Source organism: Cupriavidus necator (genome assembly GCF_013141915.1).
GTDB lineage: Bacteria > Pseudomonadota > Gammaproteobacteria > Burkholderiales > Burkholderiaceae > Cupriavidus > Cupriavidus necator_B.
Map to the genome: position 1 here is coordinate 505,128 of NZ_SROX01000002.1, position 15,599 is coordinate 520,726.

Sequence of the window (15,599 nt, forward strand, 5' to 3'; positions counted from 1 at the left end):
GGCGGTCAGGCAAGCGCCCCGGCGGCAAGCCCGGGCAAAAATGAAAAAACCGTCCGGCTGGCGGGCGGCGGGGCATGGCGGTTGCAACGGGTGGGACAGGGGTAAAAACAGGGGTAAAGCAACAAGCCGGCATGCGCCGGCTTCGGTTGGTTCAGTGCTGCGCCATCAGCGGTCCACCATCAGCCGCTCGACCGGCTTGCCCTTGAGCAGGTGGCTGTCGATGATTTCATCGATGTCATGCTCGTCGACATAGGTGTACCAGATGGCCTCGGGGTAGACCACCAGCACCGGGCCGAGTTCACAGCGGTTCAGGCAGCCGGCCTTGTTGATGCGCACACGCCCTTCGCCGCCGGCGATGCCCAGCTCCTTGCAGCGCTTCTTGGCGTATTCCTGCATCGCCTTGGCGTTGTAGTTGGCGCAGCAGTTCTCGCCGGCCTCGCGCTGGTTCAGGCAGAAAAAGACGTGGTGCTGGTAGTAGCTGCGCATGCGTACGGTGTGAAGACGGCCCCGGACGGCGGCACGGCCCGGACGGCGTTGAACGGAAGCCTGGAATTATACGGCGTTGCGAGGGCCGGGCCGCGATCCGTGGCAGGTTTGCGCGCGCCGCCGGTCGCCATCAGCCGCCACCAGGTGGCGCCTCGCGCACCCTACGCGCGCCGGCCATTCCGGATCGCCGGATCGGCGCCGTCCGGGATTCCGGAATCCCGGAGCCCGGGCGCCTGCCCCTCGCCAGCCTTTCCTTGTGAATCAACCAGTTAGCAATACCCGTTGGACTGGCACGCGGGTTGCGAATTCCCGTCCGTGAACGCGCCGCAACTGTGACGGCGCGCGCCCCGCGCAAACCGCCGGGTACGGTCAACACCGAGGACGACATCATGAGGAAACCCTTCTACAAGATCCTGTACGTGCAGGTCCTGTTCGCCATCTGCATCGGCATCCTGCTCGGCCACTTCTGGCCCGACACCGGCGTCGCCATGAAGCCGCTGGGCGATGGCTTCATCAAGCTGATCAAGATGATCATCGGCCCGATCATCTTCTGTACCGTGGTGACCGGCATTGCCGGCATGAGCGACATGAAGAAGGTCGGCCGCGTCGGCGGCAAGGCGCTGCTGTACTTCGAGGTGGTGTCGAGCTTCGCGCTGCTGATCGGCCTGGGCGCCGCGCACCTGCTCAAGCCGGGCGTGGGCTTCAACATCGACCCGTCGACACTGGACACCAAGGCCATCGCGCAATACGTGTCCAAGGCGCACGGCCAGAGCACGGTCGAGTTCCTGATGCACATCATCCCGGACACCGTGTTCAGCGCCTTCGCTAACGGCGACATCTTGCAGATTCTGCTGGTTTCGCTGTTCTTCGGCGCCGCGCTGGCCGTGCTGGGTGAACGCGCCCGCATCGTGGTGCAGCTGATCGAGCAGGTCTCGAAGGTGTTCTTCCATATCGTCCACGTGATCACCAAGGTGGCGCCGATCGGCGCCTTCGGCGCGATGGCGTTCACCATCGGCAAGTACGGCCTGGGCTCGCTGGTGCCGCTGCTCAAGCTGATCGGCACCTTCTACTTCACCGCCATCCTCTTCGTGCTGGTGGTGCTGGGCACGATCGCGCGCCTGACCGGCTTCAACATCCTGCGCTTTATTTCCTACATCAAGGAAGAGCTGCTGATCGTGCTGGGCACCAGCTCGTCCGAAGCCGCGCTGCCGCACCTGATGGAAAAACTGGAGAAGCTGGGCTGCTCCAAGTCGGTAGTGGGCCTGGTGGTGCCCACCGGCTACTCGTTCAACCTGGACGGCACCAACATCTACATGACCATGGCGGTGATCTTCATCGCGCAGGCTACCGGCATCGAGCTGACGCTGATGCAGCAGCTGACCATCCTGGCGGTGGCGATGCTGACCTCCAAGGGCGCCAGCGGCGTGACCGGCTCGGGCTTCATCACGCTGGCGGCGACGCTGGCGGTGGTGCCGACCATCCCGGTGGCGGGCATGGTGCTGATCCTGGGCATCGACCGCTTCATGAGCGAGTGCCGCGCGCTGACCAACATCATCGGCAACGGCGTCGCCACGGTGGTGGTGTCGGCGTGGGAACGCGAACTGGACCGCAAGCGCCTGGCCCGCGTGCTGCAGCACGGCGGCAGCGACGATGCCGACGAACTTGCCGAAGCCGGCCAGGGCGCCGTCTGAATGCGCGGCGGCCGCGCGGGCGGCTGCCCCGGCCGCCCGCCTGCGGGTATCATCGGCGCGACAGCCCTCGCGCGCGCCGATGCCACACTCCGACGACTTCCTCGCCGTGCATGACCCCGCCGCCACCCGCCCGGTGCACGCGCCGGCGGCCGGCAGCGGGCGCTGGTGGGGCTTCGCCGTCGCCCTGGCGGCGGGCCTGCTGCTGCTGTGCGCGCTGACCTGGCTGGTCTCGGTCCAGCGCGGCCTGGCCAGCCTGCAGCAAGGCACTGCCACGCGCGCCGACCGCTACGCCGCCACGCTCGAAAGCACCCTCGACCGCTACGAGTTCCTTCCCGCGCTGGTGTCGCTGCATCCGTTCGTGCGCGGGCTGCTCGCCGCCCCCGGCGACGCGCAACGCGTCGCCGCCGCCAACCAGTACCTGGCCGAGGTCAACCGCCGCGCGCATGCGTCGGCAACTTATGTGATCGCCGCCAACGGCATTGCACTGGCGGCCAGCAACCATGGCGAGCCCGGCAGCTTCGTCGGCACCGACTACCGCTTCCGCCCCTACTTCCAGGCCGCCGCGGGCGGCAAGATGGGGCGCTTCTACGCCATCGGCATCACCAGCGACGAGCCCGGCTACTACATCGCCCAGCCGGTGGAGGCAGGCGGCAAGGTCATCGGCGTGACCGTGGTCAAGCTCAACCTGGAATGGTTCCAGCGCGCCGGCAGCGGCGCCGAGCCGCTGATGGTGAGCGACGACCACGGCGTGATCTTCCTGTCGTCGGTCCCCGCGTGGCAGTACCGCACGCTGCGCCCGCTGCCGCCGGCATTGCGGGCGGAACTGGACCAGACCCGCCAGTACCATGGGCGCGCGGTGACGCCGCTGCCGCTGGAACCGCTGGCGTCGCCGGTCACGCGCTGGCTGGCCGACACCACGTTGCCCCACGGCGCGCGCCTGGTACGCGTGCGCGACGATGCGGCGGCGTCCCGGACCCCCTTCGCCCCGGATGGCGCCGAACGCGCCGAGCGCTACCTGGAACTGAACCGCACCGTCGGCCCGGCCGGCTGGACCATGCAGGTGATGGCGCCGCTGGAGCCGGTGCTGGCCAATGCGCGCAACGCCACCGTGGCCGCGGCGCTGGCCTACGCCTGCATCTGCCTGCTGCTGGTCAACTGGCGCCAGCGACGCCAGCGCGCGCGCGACATGCAGTACAGCCGCCGCCTGCTCGAGGCCGCCTATGACCAGCTCGAACGACGGGTCGAGGCCCGCACCGCCGACCTGATGGCAATCAACGAGAAACTGGAAGACGAAGTGGCCGAGCGCACCCGCGCCGAAAACGAACTGCGCGCGGCCCAGGATGAGCTGGTGCAGGCCAGCAAGCTGGCCGCGCTGGGCCAGATGGCGGCCGGCATCACGCATGAACTGAACCAGCCGCTGGCGGCGCTGCGCACCTTCTCGGACAACACCCGCGTGCTGCTGGCGCGCGGCCAGCTGGCCGCCGCCGAAGGCAACCTGACTGCCATCGCCGACCTGACCGAGCGCATGGGCAAGATCACCGGGCAGCTCAAGCTGTTTGCCGGCAAGGCGCGCCCGGTGCGCCGGCCGGTGGCGCTGCGCGCGGCCGTCGACCACGTGCTGGCGCTGCTGGCGCCGCGGCTGGGCGCGGTCACGGTCGCCGTGACCGGACTGGATGCGGTGCCCGGGCTGGCCGTGCGCGCCGACGAGCTGAAGCTGGAGCAGGTGCTGCTGAACCTGCTCGGCAACGCGCTGGACGCAATCGCCGCGGCAGCGCCGGCGCAGGGACGGATCGATCTGGACGTGCAGGCCGGCGAGCACGCCGTCACTATCGTCGTGCGCGACAACGGCACCGGGATCGCGCCGGAAGCGCTGCCGCGCCTGTTCGAACCGTTCTTCACCACCAAGGAAACCGGGCAGGGCCTGGGGCTGGGGCTGGCGATCTCTTCGTCGATCGTGCGCGAGTTCGGCGGGCAGCTCGGCGTGGCCAACCTCCCCGGCGGCGGCGCGCAGTTCACGCTGGTGCTGGCGCGCGCACCCGCCCTCGACACCGCACCCCCGCTTTCCACCACCCAATGAGCACTGCCATGCAAGACGGTCTGCGTGTCCTGTTTGTCGAAGACGAGCCGCTGGTGCGCCAGGCCACCGCGCAAAGCCTGGAGCTGGCCGGCTTCCGCGTGCTGGCGCTGGCCTCGGCCGAGGCCGCGATCCCGCACCTGCACGGCGCCTTCGCCGGCGTGGTGGTGACAGATGTGCGCCTGCCCGGCGCCAGCGGCCTGGACCTGCTGCAGCACTGCCGCAATGCCGCGCCGGGCGTGCCGGTGATCCTGGTGACCGGCCACGGCGACATCACCATGGCCGTGCAGGCGATGCGCGAAGGCGCCTATGACTTTATCGAAAAGCCCTTCGGCGCCGACCGCCTCACCGACACCGTGCGCCGCGCGCTGGAACGCCGCGCGCTGGAGTTGGAGAACCAGGCCTTGCGTCGCGAACTGGCCGGGCCCGCGGCCGGCACGCGCATCATCGGCCGCTCGCCGGCGATCGAGCAGGTGCGCGCCCTGGTGGCCAATGTCGCGCCCACCGACGTGCCGGTGATGATCAACGGCGAGACCGGCACCGGCAAGGAACTGGTGGCGCGCAGCCTGCACGCGCTGTCAGGGCGCGCCGAGGGACCCTTTATCGCGCTGAACTGCGGTGCGGTGCCCGAGGCCATCTTCGAGAGCGAGATGTTCGGGCACGAAGCCGGCGCCTTCACCGGCGCGGGCAAGCGCCGCATCGGCAAGCTCGAGCATGCCTCGGGCGGCACGCTTTTCCTCGACGAGATCGAAAGCATGCCGCTGGCGCTGCAGGTCAAGCTGCTGCGCGTGCTGCAGGAAGGCTCGCTGGAGCGGCTGGGCTCGAACGCGTCGGTGCAGATCGACGTGCGCATCGTCGCCGCGGCCAAGGGCGACATGGACGCGCTGGTGGCCCAGGGCACGTTCCGCGAAGACCTGTATTACCGCCTCAATGTCGTCACCATCGCCCTGCCGCCGCTGCGCGAGCGGCGCGAGGACATCGTGCCGCTGTTCGAGCATTTCTCGCTGGTGTCCGCGGTGCGGTACCAGCGGCCCGCGCCGATCCTGTCCGAGGCGCAGCGCCAGGCGCTGGCCCAGCGCCCGTGGCCGGGCAATGTGCGCGAGCTGCGCAATGCCGCCGACCGGATGGTGCTCGGCGTGCCCGAGGGCGGGCAGGCCGGCGCGCAGGCGGCGGGCCGCGACGAGACCGCGCCGCTGCGCGAGCGCATGGAGCACTTCGAGCGCGCCGTGATCGCCGACGCGCTGGCGCGCACCGGCGGCGCGGTCAGCCAGGCGGCGGACCTGCTGCAGGTCGGCAAGGCTACGCTGTACGACAAGATCAAGCGCTACGGGCTGTGATGTCATGCGGCCTTCATGGCGCCGCCACGACGCCGTCACATTGGCGGCCTATGCTTCGTGGGCGGTTGCGGCATTGGCAGGTGCCCGCCGTGTGTATCAGTCTTCGTGGTAATTGATGGCCCCGCGCATGCGGGGCGTTTTTTTTGGGCGGTCTGGGCGCCGCCGCGCCGCTTCACACCCGCCACACATTGCCCTCACCCCGGCTGGCCAGACTGGAGCCCTTCGCTCTCCGGGAACCGCCATGCCCTCCTTTGACTACGACCTCGTCATCGCCGGCGCCAGCTTTGCCGGCGCGGCCTGCGCCCTGGCCGCCGCGCGCGCCGGCCTGCGCGTGCTGGTGCTGGAACGCAAGACCGATCCGGGCGACAAGCTCCACACCACCGGCATCCTGGTCAAGGAAGCCATCGAACAGACCTGGCTGGGCCAGGCGCCGGCCGATTGCGTGCACCGCGTCGACCAGGTGCGGCTGTACTCGCCGCGGCTGCGCAGCATCGACCTGAGCGCGCCCGGCTACTACTTCCACACCACCGATACGCCGCGGCTGATGCGCTGGCTGGCCGCGGAACTGGTGCGCCACCGGGTCGAGCTGCGGCTGGGCCAGGCCTTCGTCGGCGCGGTGCCGCGCCACGGCGGCTGGCATGTGACGGGGGTCGGCCATACGCGCTACCTGGTCGGCGCCGATGGCGCGCAGTCGCGCGTGGCGCAATGTGCCGGGCTGGGGCGCGTGCACAGCTTCCTGTACGGCGTGGAGTATGAATTCCCGGGACTGGCGCTGCCACAGCCCGGCGCGCTGCACTGCTTTGTCACGCGCCGCTTCGCGCCCGGCTATATCGGCTGGATCGCGCAGAACCCCACCGGCGTGCAGGCCGGGCTGGCACTGCGCTACCTGCCGCGGCGCGGCCGCGCGCCGGACCTGGACGGCCTGCTGGCGCACGTGCGCGAGCGCGCCGGGCTGCCGCAGCTGGCGCGGCCGGCGGCCACGCGTGCCGGCCTGATCCCGTGCGGCGGCCCGGTGTTGCCGCTGGCGCGCGACGGCGTGATCCTGACCGGCGACGCCGCCGGCATCGTGTCGCCGCTGACCGCGGGCGGCATCCACTACGCCTTTGCCCACGGCGAATCGGTCGGCCAGGCCGTGGCCGCGCACCTGCTGCGCGGCGGCCCGGCGCCGGAGGCCGTGGCCAGCGCCAGCGCGCCGCGCTTTCGCGCCAAGCGCGCGCTGCGCTGGATGTTCGAGCGCTTCCAGTGCGACTGGCCCTTCGACCTGATGCTGTATTCGCCGCCGCTGCGCTGGGCCGCGGCGCAGATCTATTTCCACCAGCGTGGCGCCGAAGCGGCGGAGCCGGCGCGCGCGGCGGCCCGCGCCTGACCGGCTAGAATGCCGGGCATGGAACAACCGCGGATCCTGGTGGTGGAAGACGAGCAGGCCATCGCCGACACCATCCTCTATGCGCTGCGCACCGACGGCATGCTGGCCGCGCACTGCACGCTGGGCAGCGACGCGCTGGCGAGCCTGCGCGCCGCGCCAGCCGACCTGGTGGTGCTGGACGTGGGGCTGCCGGACCTGAACGGCTTCGAGGTCTGCCGCACGCTGCGCACCTTCTGCGACGCGCCGGTGATCTTCCTGACCGCGCGCCATGAAGAGATCGACCGCATCGTCGGGCTGGAGATCGGCGCCGACGACTACGTGGTCAAGCCGTTCTCGCCGCGCGAGCTGGCCGCGCGCGTGCGCGCCATCCTGCGCCGGGCGCGCGGTGGCAGTGCCACCGCCGCGAGGGACGACGAGATTGCCGGCTTTACCCACGACAAGGACGGCGCCCGCCTGGCCTATCACGGCCACTGGCTGGCGCTGACGCGCTACGAATACCTGTTGCTGGCCTGGCTGGTCGCGCATCCGGGCCGCATCTATTCGCGCGCGCAGCTGATGGACGGCGTGTGGGCCGGCGCACTCGACACCAGCGACCGCACCGTCGATACCCATATCAAGACCCTGCGCGCCAAGCTGCGCGAGGTGGCCCCCGAAGGCGCCGGGCGCATCCGCACCCATCGCGGCATGGGCTATTCGCTGGAGCCCTGAGCGCGAGCCATGCATATCGGCCTGCGCATCTTCTTCGGCTTTTTCCTGATCGTGGGCCTGGCCACCGTGCTGACGCTGCGCGTGTTCGTGCAGGAGGTCAAGCCCGGCGTGCGCCAGGCCATGGAAGACACGCTGATCGATACCGCGCACGTGCTGGCCGCGCTGGCCGCCGACGACCTGAAGGCCGGCCGCATCGCCGACGGCGCTTTCGCGCGGCATATGGCGGCGTTGCGCGACGTGCCGGTCAATGCCGAGGTCTCGGGCCTGCACAAGGACAGCATCGGCTACCGCGTCTACGTGACCGATGCCAGCGGCATCGTCCGCTTCGATTCCACCGGCACCGACGTGGGCCATGACTACTCGCGCTGGAACGATGTCTACCTGACGCTGCGCGGCCAGTACGGCGCGCGCAGCACGCGCGCCGACCCCGCGGACGAGGCCAGCACCGTGATGCACGTGGCCGCGCCGGTGCGCGACGGCGAACGCATCATCGGCGTGCTCACCGTGGCCAAGCCCAATGCGGCCATGGCGCCGTTCATCGCGCGCAGCCAGCGCAAGATCCTGTTCTACGGCGCCCTGCTGATCGGCACCGCCTGCGTGATCGGGCTGGCCTGCACGCTGTGGCTCGCGCATGGCCTGAGCCGACTGCGCGGCTACGCGCGCGCGGTGGCGGCCGGCGCGCGCGCCGAGATGCCGCTGCGCGGCGCGGGCGAGCTGGCCGAACTGGGGCGCGCGGTGCAGGGCATGCGCGAGCGGCTGGAAGACAAGCAGTATGTCGAGCACTACATCCACACGCTGACCCACGAGATGAAGAGCCCGCTGGCCGCCATCGGCGGCGCGGCGGAGCTGCTGCAGGAAGAGATGCCGGCGGCTGATCGCCAGCGCTTCGTCGCCAATATCCGGACCCAGTCCGGACGGCTGGAAACCATGATCCGCAAGCTGCTGGCGCTGGCCGAGGTGGAACAGCGCCAGCGCCTGGAGGTGCGCGAGCCGGTGCCGCTGGCGCCGTTGCTGGCGCAACTGTGCGCCGAACTGGAGCCGCGCGCGCGGCAGCGCGGCGTGGCGCTGCAGTGCCCTGCCGAAGGCGGCCCGGGCCACGTCGCCGGAGACCCGTTCCTGCTGCGCCAGGCCATTGCCAACCTGCTGGAAAACGCCATCGACTTCGCCCCGCCGGGGAGCGCGGTCACGGTGGCCTTGGAGCGCCGCCGCGACGCGCTGGCCATCACCGTGGCCGACCAAGGGCCCGGCATTCCCGACTACGCGCTGCCGCGCGTGTTCGAGCGCTTCTACTCGCTGCCGCGCCCGCATGGTGCCGACAAGAGCACCGGCCTGGGCCTGTGCTTTGCGCGCGAGGTGGCAACCTTGCATGATGGCGCGGTGACGCTGGCCAACCGCCCGGGCGGCGGCGCGCTGGCCGAGCTGGTCCTGCCGGCGGCATAGCGCCCCGCGCCGGCCGGACCGGCATAGACTGGGGCTTCTAACGTCACCGCGCGGAAACTCCCTATAATCGAACGACCGTTCATTTAGGGCGCGCCCCGCGTGCCCGCCCGTAGCGTCCAGGAGACACCATGCCCGCCGCCAAGCAACTGCCCCAGGCCTTGCAGAACCTGGCCCTGCCCGTGATCGCCTCGCCCATGTTCATCGTCAGCTACCCGGAACTGGTGCTGGCGCAGTGCAAGGCCGGCATCGTCGGCTCGTTCCCGGCGCTCAATGCGCGCCCGGCCGAACTGCTCGACGAATGGCTGACCCGGATCGAGGAAGAACTGGCCGCCTTCAAGGCCGCCAACCCCGGCGCAACGGTGGGCCCGGTCGCGGTCAACCAGATCGTCCACAGCTCCAACGCGCGCCTCGAGCATGACATCAAGGTCTGCGTGGAACACAAGGTGCCGATCTTCATCACCTCGTTGCGCGCCCCGCCCCGGGAGCTGATCGACGCGGTGCACAGCTACGGCGGCATCGTGCTGCACGACGTGATCAGCCTGCGGCACGCCGAGAAGGCGATCGAATCCGGCGTCGACGGCCTGATCCTGGTCGCGGCGGGCGCCGGCGGCCATGCCGGCATGCTGTCACCGTTCGCGCTGGTGGGCGAGGTGCGCAAGCTCTTCGACGGCCCGATCGCGCTGTCGGGCTCGATCGCCACCGGCGAAGCGGTGCTGGCCGCACAGGCGATGGGCGCCGACTTCGCCTACGTGGGCACGCGCTTCATCGCCTCGCAGGAGGCCCATGCCGCCGAGTCGTACAAGCAGTCGATCACCAGCTCGGCCGCCGCCGATATCGTCTACACCAACCTGTTCACCGGCGTGCACGGCAACTACATCCGCGAAAGCATCAGCAACGCGGGACTGGACCCGGACAACCTGCCGGTGGCCGACAAGAGCAAGATGGATTTTTCCAGCGGCAGCTCCAAGGCCAAGGCGTGGAAAGACATCTGGGGCGCCGGGCAGGGCGTGGGCCAGATCCACGACATCCCGAGCGCCGGCGAAATCGTCGCGCGCATGAAGGCGGAGTACGATGCCGCCAAGGCGCGGCTGGGTATCGCGCGCTGACCCAAGCCATTACCGGGCCGCGGCTGCGGCCTCTTCAGGCCTCCCTTGCCAACGCCAGGTCCCGCCAACCCTCCCGATTCCGCTCCGGATCCCGCCGCCGTGCCAGGCCGCCGGCAGCAGGTGCTGCGCGCGCTGTGGGTGGTGCTGGGCGGCGTATGCCTGCTGCTTGGCGTGATCGGCATCTTCCTGCCGGTGCTGCCGACCACGCCGTTCGTGCTGCTGGCCGCTGCATGCTTCGCGCGCGGTTCGCAACGCTTCCATGAATGGCTGCTGGGGCATCCGCGCTTCGGGCCGCTGGTGAGCGACTGGCAGCGGCATCGCAGCATCCCGTTCAAGGCGAAATGCCTGGCGCTGTCGATGATGTGGGTGTCGATGGGGACCACGGCATGGCTGCTGCGCGGGCGGCCGCTGGTGTCGGCGGCGTTGCTGGCGTGTGCGGTGGGGGTGAGTGTGTGGATGGTCAGGTTGCCGACGCGGCCGGCTAGCGGCAAGCTCTAATGCGCCCGCACACCGACGGTTGGCTCCCCTCTCCCGCCTGCGGGAGAGGGGCTGGGGGAGAGGGTCGGCGTATCAACGAAGTCTAAAAGCCGCCAGCCGCGACGCCACCCCGCTTAATCATACTTGCGCGCATCCTCGATCAGCTTCCCATCCTGCGGCAACGACCCCGCCGCGACAAACGCCACCTCGCCGCGCAGCCGCATCACCTCGCGCAGCGACTCCGCCACCGCGCGCTGCAGGTCAGCGTCTGTGCGCGTCGCTTCGCAATGCAGCGTCATCACGTCGGCGCCCGGATCGCCCGTCACTACCAGCCGCGCCGCGCGGATTTCGGGATGGCGCCGCACTACGTCGGCCACCTGTCCCGGATGCACGAACATGCCCTTGACCTTGGTCGCCTGGTCGGCGCGCCCGAGCCAGCCCTTGAGCCGGATATTGGTGCGGCCGCACGGGCTGGGCCGCTGCGAGGACGCCGGCACCACTGCCGACAGGTCGCCGGTGCCGAAGCGGATCAACGGGTAGTCGCCGTTGCCCAGCACCGTCACCACCACCTCGCCGGTCTCGCCTTCGGGCATCGGGCGCGAGCCGCCGGGTTCGACGATCTCCACCAGCACGCCCTCGTCCACCACCCAGCCATCGCCACCTTCGGTCTCGTATGCGATCAGGCCGACATCGGCGGTGCCGTACATCTGCTGCACGCGCACCCCGCGCGCCTGGAACCAGTTGCGCAGCGACGGCGGCAGCGCCTCGCCCGAGACCAGCGCCTTGGCCAGGCTGGTGCAGGGCGTGCCGAGTTCATCGCCGCGCTCCAGCAGCAGCTTGAGGAACGACGGCGTGCCGGCATAGGCCGCCGGCTGCAGGCTGGCCAGCGCCTGCACCTGCGAATCGGTCTGGCCGACGCCGGCCGGGAACACGCAGCAGCCCAGCCGGTGGGCGCCGCTTTCCATCATCATCCCGGCCGGGGTGAAGTGATAGGAGAAGGTGTTGTAGACCAGCTCGCCGGCGCGAAAGCCCGCGGCGTGCATGGCGCGCGCGGTGCGCCACCAGTCCGCTTCATGGCCATCGGGCTCGTGGATCGGCCCCGGTGACTGGAACACGTGGCGCAGCTTGCCCAGCGGCGTTGCGTTGAGCCCGCCCAGCGGCGGCAGCATGCGCTGGCGCGCGGTGAGGTCCGACTTGCGCGTCACCGGCAGTTCGGCCAGCGCGGCGCGCGAGGTCAGCAGGCGCGGCTCGACGCCGCTCAGCAGTTCGGCAAAGTAAGGCGCGTGGTCGCGCGCATGGGCCACCTGGCGTGCCAGGGCGGCAAGGAGCGCCTGCTCGCGGACTTCCGGCGCGCGGGTTTCGAGCGGATCGAAGTGTTCTGGCATGGTGCTGTGCGTCAGGGAATGGGATGCGTCTTGCCCCGCGCCGCGGGGCGCGTGGTCGCGTGGTGGCAAGGCCGGATAAAAAACGGGCGCTGGCTAGGCCAGCCAGCGCTTGCGGCGCCGGTAGCTCTTGACGTCGCGGAACGACTTGCGGCCGGGGCCGTCGGCGTCGTTGGCGGCCACGCCCAGGTAGAACTCCTTGACATCCTCGTTGGTGCGCAGCGACTCGGCGTCGCCGTCCATCACCACGCGGCCGTTCTCCAGGATGTAGCCGTAGTCGGCATAGCGCAGCGCCACCATGGTGTTCTGCTCGGCCAGCAGGAAGCTGACGTTCTCGCGCGAATTCAGGCCGCGCACGATCTCGAAGATCTCCTCGACGATCTGCGGCGCCAGCCCCATCGAGGGCTCGTCCAGCAGGATCATCGCGGGCTTGGCCATCATGGCCCGGCCGATCGCGCACATCTGCTGCTCGCCGCCGGAGGTGTAGCCCGCCTGCGACTTGCGGCGCGTCTTCAGGCGCGGGAAGTATTCGTAGATCTTTTCCAGCTCGTCGCGGGTCTGGCCGCGCGACAGGCCGCGCGTGTAGGCGCCGGTGAGCAGGTTTTCCTCGATGGTCAGGTGCGCGAAGCAGTGGCGCCCTTCCATCACCTGGATCACGCCGCGGCGCACCAGGTCATTGGGCGTGAGCTGGTCGACCCGGTCGCCGCGGTATTCGATCGAACCCTTGGTGACATCGCCGCGCTCGGCCTGCAGCAGGTTGGAGATGGCCTTGAGCGTGGTGGTCTTGCCCGCGCCGTTGGCGCCCAGCAGCGCCACGATCTTGCCCTCCGGCACTTCGAGCGAAACGCCCTTGAGCACCAGGATCACGTGATCGTAGATGACTTCGATATTGTTGACGGACAGGAGGCTCATGGTGCGGCTCGGGTTGGTGTGGCGGTGATTCAGTGCTTCACAGTCGTGGCGGCTTGCTCCCCTCTCCCGCAAGCGGGAGAGGGGAGCAAACCAGTCGGGACTCGTCCGGCCTCAGCTCTTCGAGCACCCCGGCGTAAGCCCCTTCTCCTTCGCGTACTGCGCCGCGGTGGCCTTGAACAGCGGGTGGATCAGGCTCTTATTGCCCTCGATCCAGTCCGACACCACCACCCACTTGCTGCCGTCCCACTGCTGGATCTTCACCTTGCCCGAGCCCTCATGGTTCTCGCAGCTGGTCTTGATCTCCGGCAGCAAACCCGTGGCGCCCAGTTGCTGCAGGCGTGCGTTGGTCAGGTTCAGGTTCTCGAAGGCCCAGCGCATCTGCTCGCCGCTCATGGGCTTGCCCTTGCCAAACTTGGCCTGCGCCACGCGCACCGCTTCCACCGTCACCACCGCCGCCGACACGCCGCGGTTGTACAGCACCGAGCCGACCTTGTTCTTGTCCTGCATATTGCCCTTGCCGGCACCGTAGACCACCTTCTCGATATCGGCGATCAGCGGCACGCTCTTGCCCGCGACGTTCCAGGTCGCGCTCATGTAGCCCTTGGCCGCATCGCCGGCCGGCACCGTGTCTTCCTCGGAGCCCGCCCACCAGGAGCCGATCATCTTGTCACGCGCGAAGCCTACCTTCTGCGCGGCCTTCAGCGCGGTCTGGTTCATCACGCCCCAGCCCCAGAAGATCACGTAGTCAGGATTTTCCTGGCGGATCTTCAGCCACTGCGCACCCTGCTCGTTGCCGGGGTGCGCCACCGGGATCTCCACGAGGTTGAACTTGCCCAGGCGCGCTTCGGCCTGCAGCGCCACGATCGGCTCCTTGCCATAGGCCGAGTCGTGGTACAGGTAGACGATCTTCTTGCCGGCGAGCGAACCGCCGTTCTTCGACGCCAGGTACTTGACGATGGCCGAGACCTGCATCTGGTACGTGGTCACCAGCGGGAACGCGTACGGGAACACCGAGCCGTCGACTGCATCGGTGCGGCCGTAGCCCATCATCACCAGCGGCACCTTGTCGGCGGCGGTCTTGTCGACCAGCGCGTAGGAGATGCCGGTCGACATGGCGTGGTACGCGGTGCCCTTGGTGGTGGCGTTCTTGGCCTTCAGCCGCTCATAGCACTCCACGCCCTTGGCATTGTTGTACTCGGTCTCGCACTCTTCCCAGCTCAGCTTGACGCCGTTGACGCCGCTTTCCTTCAGGTTGACGTAGTTGAGGTAGTCGATGAAGCCGCCATACCAGGACTGACCGTTGGCGCCGTACGGCCCCACGCGGTAGCTCGGCAAAGCCACGAACTGCTCGTTGCTCTGCGCCATGGCCGGCGCCGCGGGCGCCAGCAGTGCCGCCGCGGCGCTGACCACCAGGGCGGCGCGTTGCACGTTGCGGATCAGGTGGGTCATGACAGTCTCCTTCGCCCTCAAGGGAGCGTTTCGTTATGCGTAAGCTTCAGAACTTCACACAGGAACTGCGGTAACACAGGCTCCCCTCCCGTCAATGAGGGAACGGCCACAGCCTCAGCTTCTCCTTGGCGATCTGCCACAGCCGGGCCAGCCCGTGCGGCTCCACGATCAGGAAGAAGATGATCAGCCCGCCGAACACCATCAGCTGGATGTGCGACACGGTGGCATTGGTAAAGGGCAGGTGCAGCAGCGATGCCAGCGGCGGCAGCACGTTGTCCAGGAAGATCGGCAGCAGCAGGATGAAGGCGGCCCCGAGGAACGAGCCCAGGATGCTGCCCACGCCGCCGATGATGATCATGAACAGCACGCGGAACGACAGGTCCAGCGAGAAGCCGTCCGGCTCGACCGAGCCCAGGTAGCAGAACGCGTACAGCGCGCCGGCCACGCCGCAGTAGAACGAGCTGACCGCGAACGCCAGCAGCTTGGTCCGCATCAGCGGGATGCCGATCACCTCGGCGGCCACGTCCATGTCGCGCACCGACATCCAGGCGCGGCCGGTGGCCGAGCGCACCATGTTCTTGGCCGCCAGCGCCAGCACCGTGACGATGGCCAGCACGAACAGGTATTTCTTGACCGGGGTGTCGATGGCGAAGCCGAACAGGTCAAGCCGCTGCGCCGTGATCACGCCCGAGGAGCTGTTGTTGGAGAACCAGGGGAACTTGGTCAGCGCCCACACCACGAAAAACTGCGCCGCCAGCGTCGCCACCGCCAGGTAGAAGCCCTTAATGCGCAGCGATGGCAGCCCGAACGCCACCCCCACCACCGCCGCCGACAGGCCGGCCAGGATAAACGTCAGCAGCACCGGCATGCCTTCGATGCGCAGCTGGAAGTTGTACGCCGCATACGCGCCCACCGCCATGAAGGCCGCGGTGCCCAGCGACAGCTGGCCGGCATAGCCGGTCAGGATATTCAGCCCCAGCGCCGCCAGCGAGAAGATCAGGAACGGGATCAGGATGGCCGAGAACCAGTATTCCGACCCGACGAACGGGACCGCCACGAAGGCGACCGCCATCAGCACGGCAAAGCCGATGCGGTCCTGGCGGATCGGGAAAATCTGGCTGTCGGCAACGTAGCTGGTCTTGAACTGGCCGGCCTCACGATAGAACATGGC

The 15,599-nt window shown here is 69.1% G+C and carries 13 protein-coding genes; 8 read left to right on the forward strand and 5 right to left on the reverse strand.

All coding sequences use genetic code 11. From position 1 onward, the window contains the following. Window positions 1-165 precede the first annotated feature (165 nt). Window positions 166-486 (reverse strand): (2Fe-2S) ferredoxin domain-containing protein, encoded by a 321-nt coding sequence (locus tag E5S69_RS07325; RefSeq protein ID WP_012351580.1) that lies wholly within the window; start codon window positions 484-486, stop codon window positions 166-168. Between the two features lie 389 nt (window positions 487-875). Between E5S69_RS07325 and E5S69_RS07330 the strand changes: the two genes are divergently transcribed. From E5S69_RS07330 to E5S69_RS07365, 8 genes are all read left to right on the forward strand, one after another. Further along, window positions 876-2,177 carry a dicarboxylate/amino acid:cation symporter gene (locus tag E5S69_RS07330; protein WP_171514339.1) on the forward strand — a complete coding sequence of 434 codons (1,302 nt, stop codon included), beginning with the start codon at window positions 876-878 and terminating at the stop codon, window positions 2,175-2,177. Between the two features lie 79 nt (window positions 2,178-2,256). After that, entirely contained in the window at window positions 2,257-4,254 is a 1,998-nt protein-coding gene (locus E5S69_RS07335; RefSeq protein ID WP_171514340.1) for a sensor histidine kinase, read from the forward strand. 8 nt (window positions 4,255-4,262) lie between these two features. After that, window positions 4,263-5,588 carry a sigma-54-dependent transcriptional regulator gene (locus tag E5S69_RS07340; RefSeq protein ID WP_171514341.1) on the forward strand — a complete coding sequence of 442 codons (1,326 nt, stop codon included), beginning with the start codon at window positions 4,263-4,265 and terminating at the stop codon, window positions 5,586-5,588. Window positions 5,589-5,829: 241 nt separating this feature from the next. After that, on the forward strand, window positions 5,830-6,954 hold the full coding sequence (locus E5S69_RS07345) for an NAD(P)/FAD-dependent oxidoreductase (RefSeq protein ID WP_171514342.1): 1,125 nt from the start codon (window positions 5,830-5,832) through the stop codon (window positions 6,952-6,954). A gap of 9 nt (window positions 6,955-6,963) precedes the next feature. Further along, complete coding sequence (gene creB, locus E5S69_RS07350) at window positions 6,964-7,662, forward strand: two-component system response regulator CreB (RefSeq protein WP_272871704.1); 699 nt, start codon at window positions 6,964-6,966, stop codon at window positions 7,660-7,662. A gap of 9 nt (window positions 7,663-7,671) precedes the next feature. Further along, entirely contained in the window at window positions 7,672-9,102 is a 1,431-nt protein-coding gene (gene creC, locus E5S69_RS07355) for a two-component system sensor histidine kinase CreC (protein WP_171514344.1), read from the forward strand. 128 nt (window positions 9,103-9,230) lie between these two features. Then, window positions 9,231-10,208 carry an NAD(P)H-dependent flavin oxidoreductase gene (locus E5S69_RS07360; RefSeq protein ID WP_171514345.1) on the forward strand — a complete coding sequence of 326 codons (978 nt, stop codon included), beginning with the start codon at window positions 9,231-9,233 and terminating at the stop codon, window positions 10,206-10,208. A 99-nt stretch (window positions 10,209-10,307) separates the two neighbouring features. Next, a complete protein-coding gene (locus tag E5S69_RS07365; protein ID WP_171514346.1) occupies window positions 10,308-10,706 on the forward strand; it encodes a DUF454 family protein in 399 nt (132 codons plus the stop codon). 113 nt (window positions 10,707-10,819) lie between these two features. Here the strand turns inward: E5S69_RS07365 and E5S69_RS07370 are convergent, their stop codons facing one another. The 4 genes from E5S69_RS07370 to E5S69_RS07385 all read right to left on the reverse strand — a co-directional run bounded on the left by E5S69_RS07370 (window position 10,820) and on the right by E5S69_RS07385 (window position 15,596). Next, complete coding sequence (locus E5S69_RS07370) at window positions 10,820-12,070, reverse strand: phenylacetate--CoA ligase family protein (protein WP_171514347.1); 1,251 nt, start codon at window positions 12,068-12,070, stop codon at window positions 10,820-10,822. 93 nt (window positions 12,071-12,163) lie between these two features. After that, the gene (locus E5S69_RS07375) at window positions 12,164-12,979 is read right to left on the reverse strand and encodes an ABC transporter ATP-binding protein (protein ID WP_018003769.1); all 816 of its coding nucleotides are present in this window, start codon (window positions 12,977-12,979) and stop codon (window positions 12,164-12,166) included. A 111-nt stretch (window positions 12,980-13,090) separates the two neighbouring features. Further along, window positions 13,091-14,428 carry an ABC transporter substrate-binding protein gene (locus E5S69_RS07380; protein WP_171514348.1) on the reverse strand — a complete coding sequence of 446 codons (1,338 nt, stop codon included), beginning with the start codon at window positions 14,426-14,428 and terminating at the stop codon, window positions 13,091-13,093. Window positions 14,429-14,519: 91 nt separating this feature from the next. After that, window positions 14,520-15,596 (reverse strand): branched-chain amino acid ABC transporter permease, encoded by a 1,077-nt coding sequence (locus tag E5S69_RS07385; protein WP_171514349.1) that lies wholly within the window; start codon window positions 15,594-15,596, stop codon window positions 14,520-14,522. Window positions 15,597-15,599 lie beyond the last annotated feature (3 nt).

Bases quoted from the DNA above. Each gene is read 5' to 3' on its own strand.
- E5S69_RS07325 (WP_012351580.1), bottom strand. From the start codon at position 486: ATGCGCAGCTACTACCAGCACCACGTCTTTTTCTGCCTGAACCAGCGC.
- E5S69_RS07330 (WP_171514339.1), top strand. From the start codon at position 876: ATGAGGAAACCCTTCTACAAGATCCTGTACGTGCAGGTCCTGTTCGCC.
- E5S69_RS07335 (WP_171514340.1), top strand. From the start codon at position 2,257: ATGCCACACTCCGACGACTTCCTCGCCGTGCATGACCCCGCCGCCACC.
- E5S69_RS07340 (WP_171514341.1), top strand. From the start codon at position 4,263: ATGCAAGACGGTCTGCGTGTCCTGTTTGTCGAAGACGAGCCGCTGGTG.
- E5S69_RS07345 (WP_171514342.1), top strand. From the start codon at position 5,830: ATGCCCTCCTTTGACTACGACCTCGTCATCGCCGGCGCCAGCTTTGCC.
- creB (WP_272871704.1), top strand. From the start codon at position 6,964: ATGCCGGGCATGGAACAACCGCGGATCCTGGTGGTGGAAGACGAGCAG.
- creC (WP_171514344.1), top strand. From the start codon at position 7,672: ATGCATATCGGCCTGCGCATCTTCTTCGGCTTTTTCCTGATCGTGGGC.
- E5S69_RS07360 (WP_171514345.1), top strand. From the start codon at position 9,231: ATGCCCGCCGCCAAGCAACTGCCCCAGGCCTTGCAGAACCTGGCCCTG.
- E5S69_RS07370 (WP_171514347.1), bottom strand. From the start codon at position 12,070: ATGCCAGAACACTTCGATCCGCTCGAAACCCGCGCGCCGGAAGTCCGC.
- E5S69_RS07375 (WP_018003769.1), bottom strand. From the start codon at position 12,979: ATGAGCCTCCTGTCCGTCAACAATATCGAAGTCATCTACGATCACGTG.
- E5S69_RS07380 (WP_171514348.1), bottom strand. From the start codon at position 14,428: ATGACCCACCTGATCCGCAACGTGCAACGCGCCGCCCTGGTGGTCAGC.
- E5S69_RS07385 (WP_171514349.1), bottom strand. From the start codon at position 15,596: ATGTTCTATCGTGAGGCCGGCCAGTTCAAGACCAGCTACGTTGCCGAC.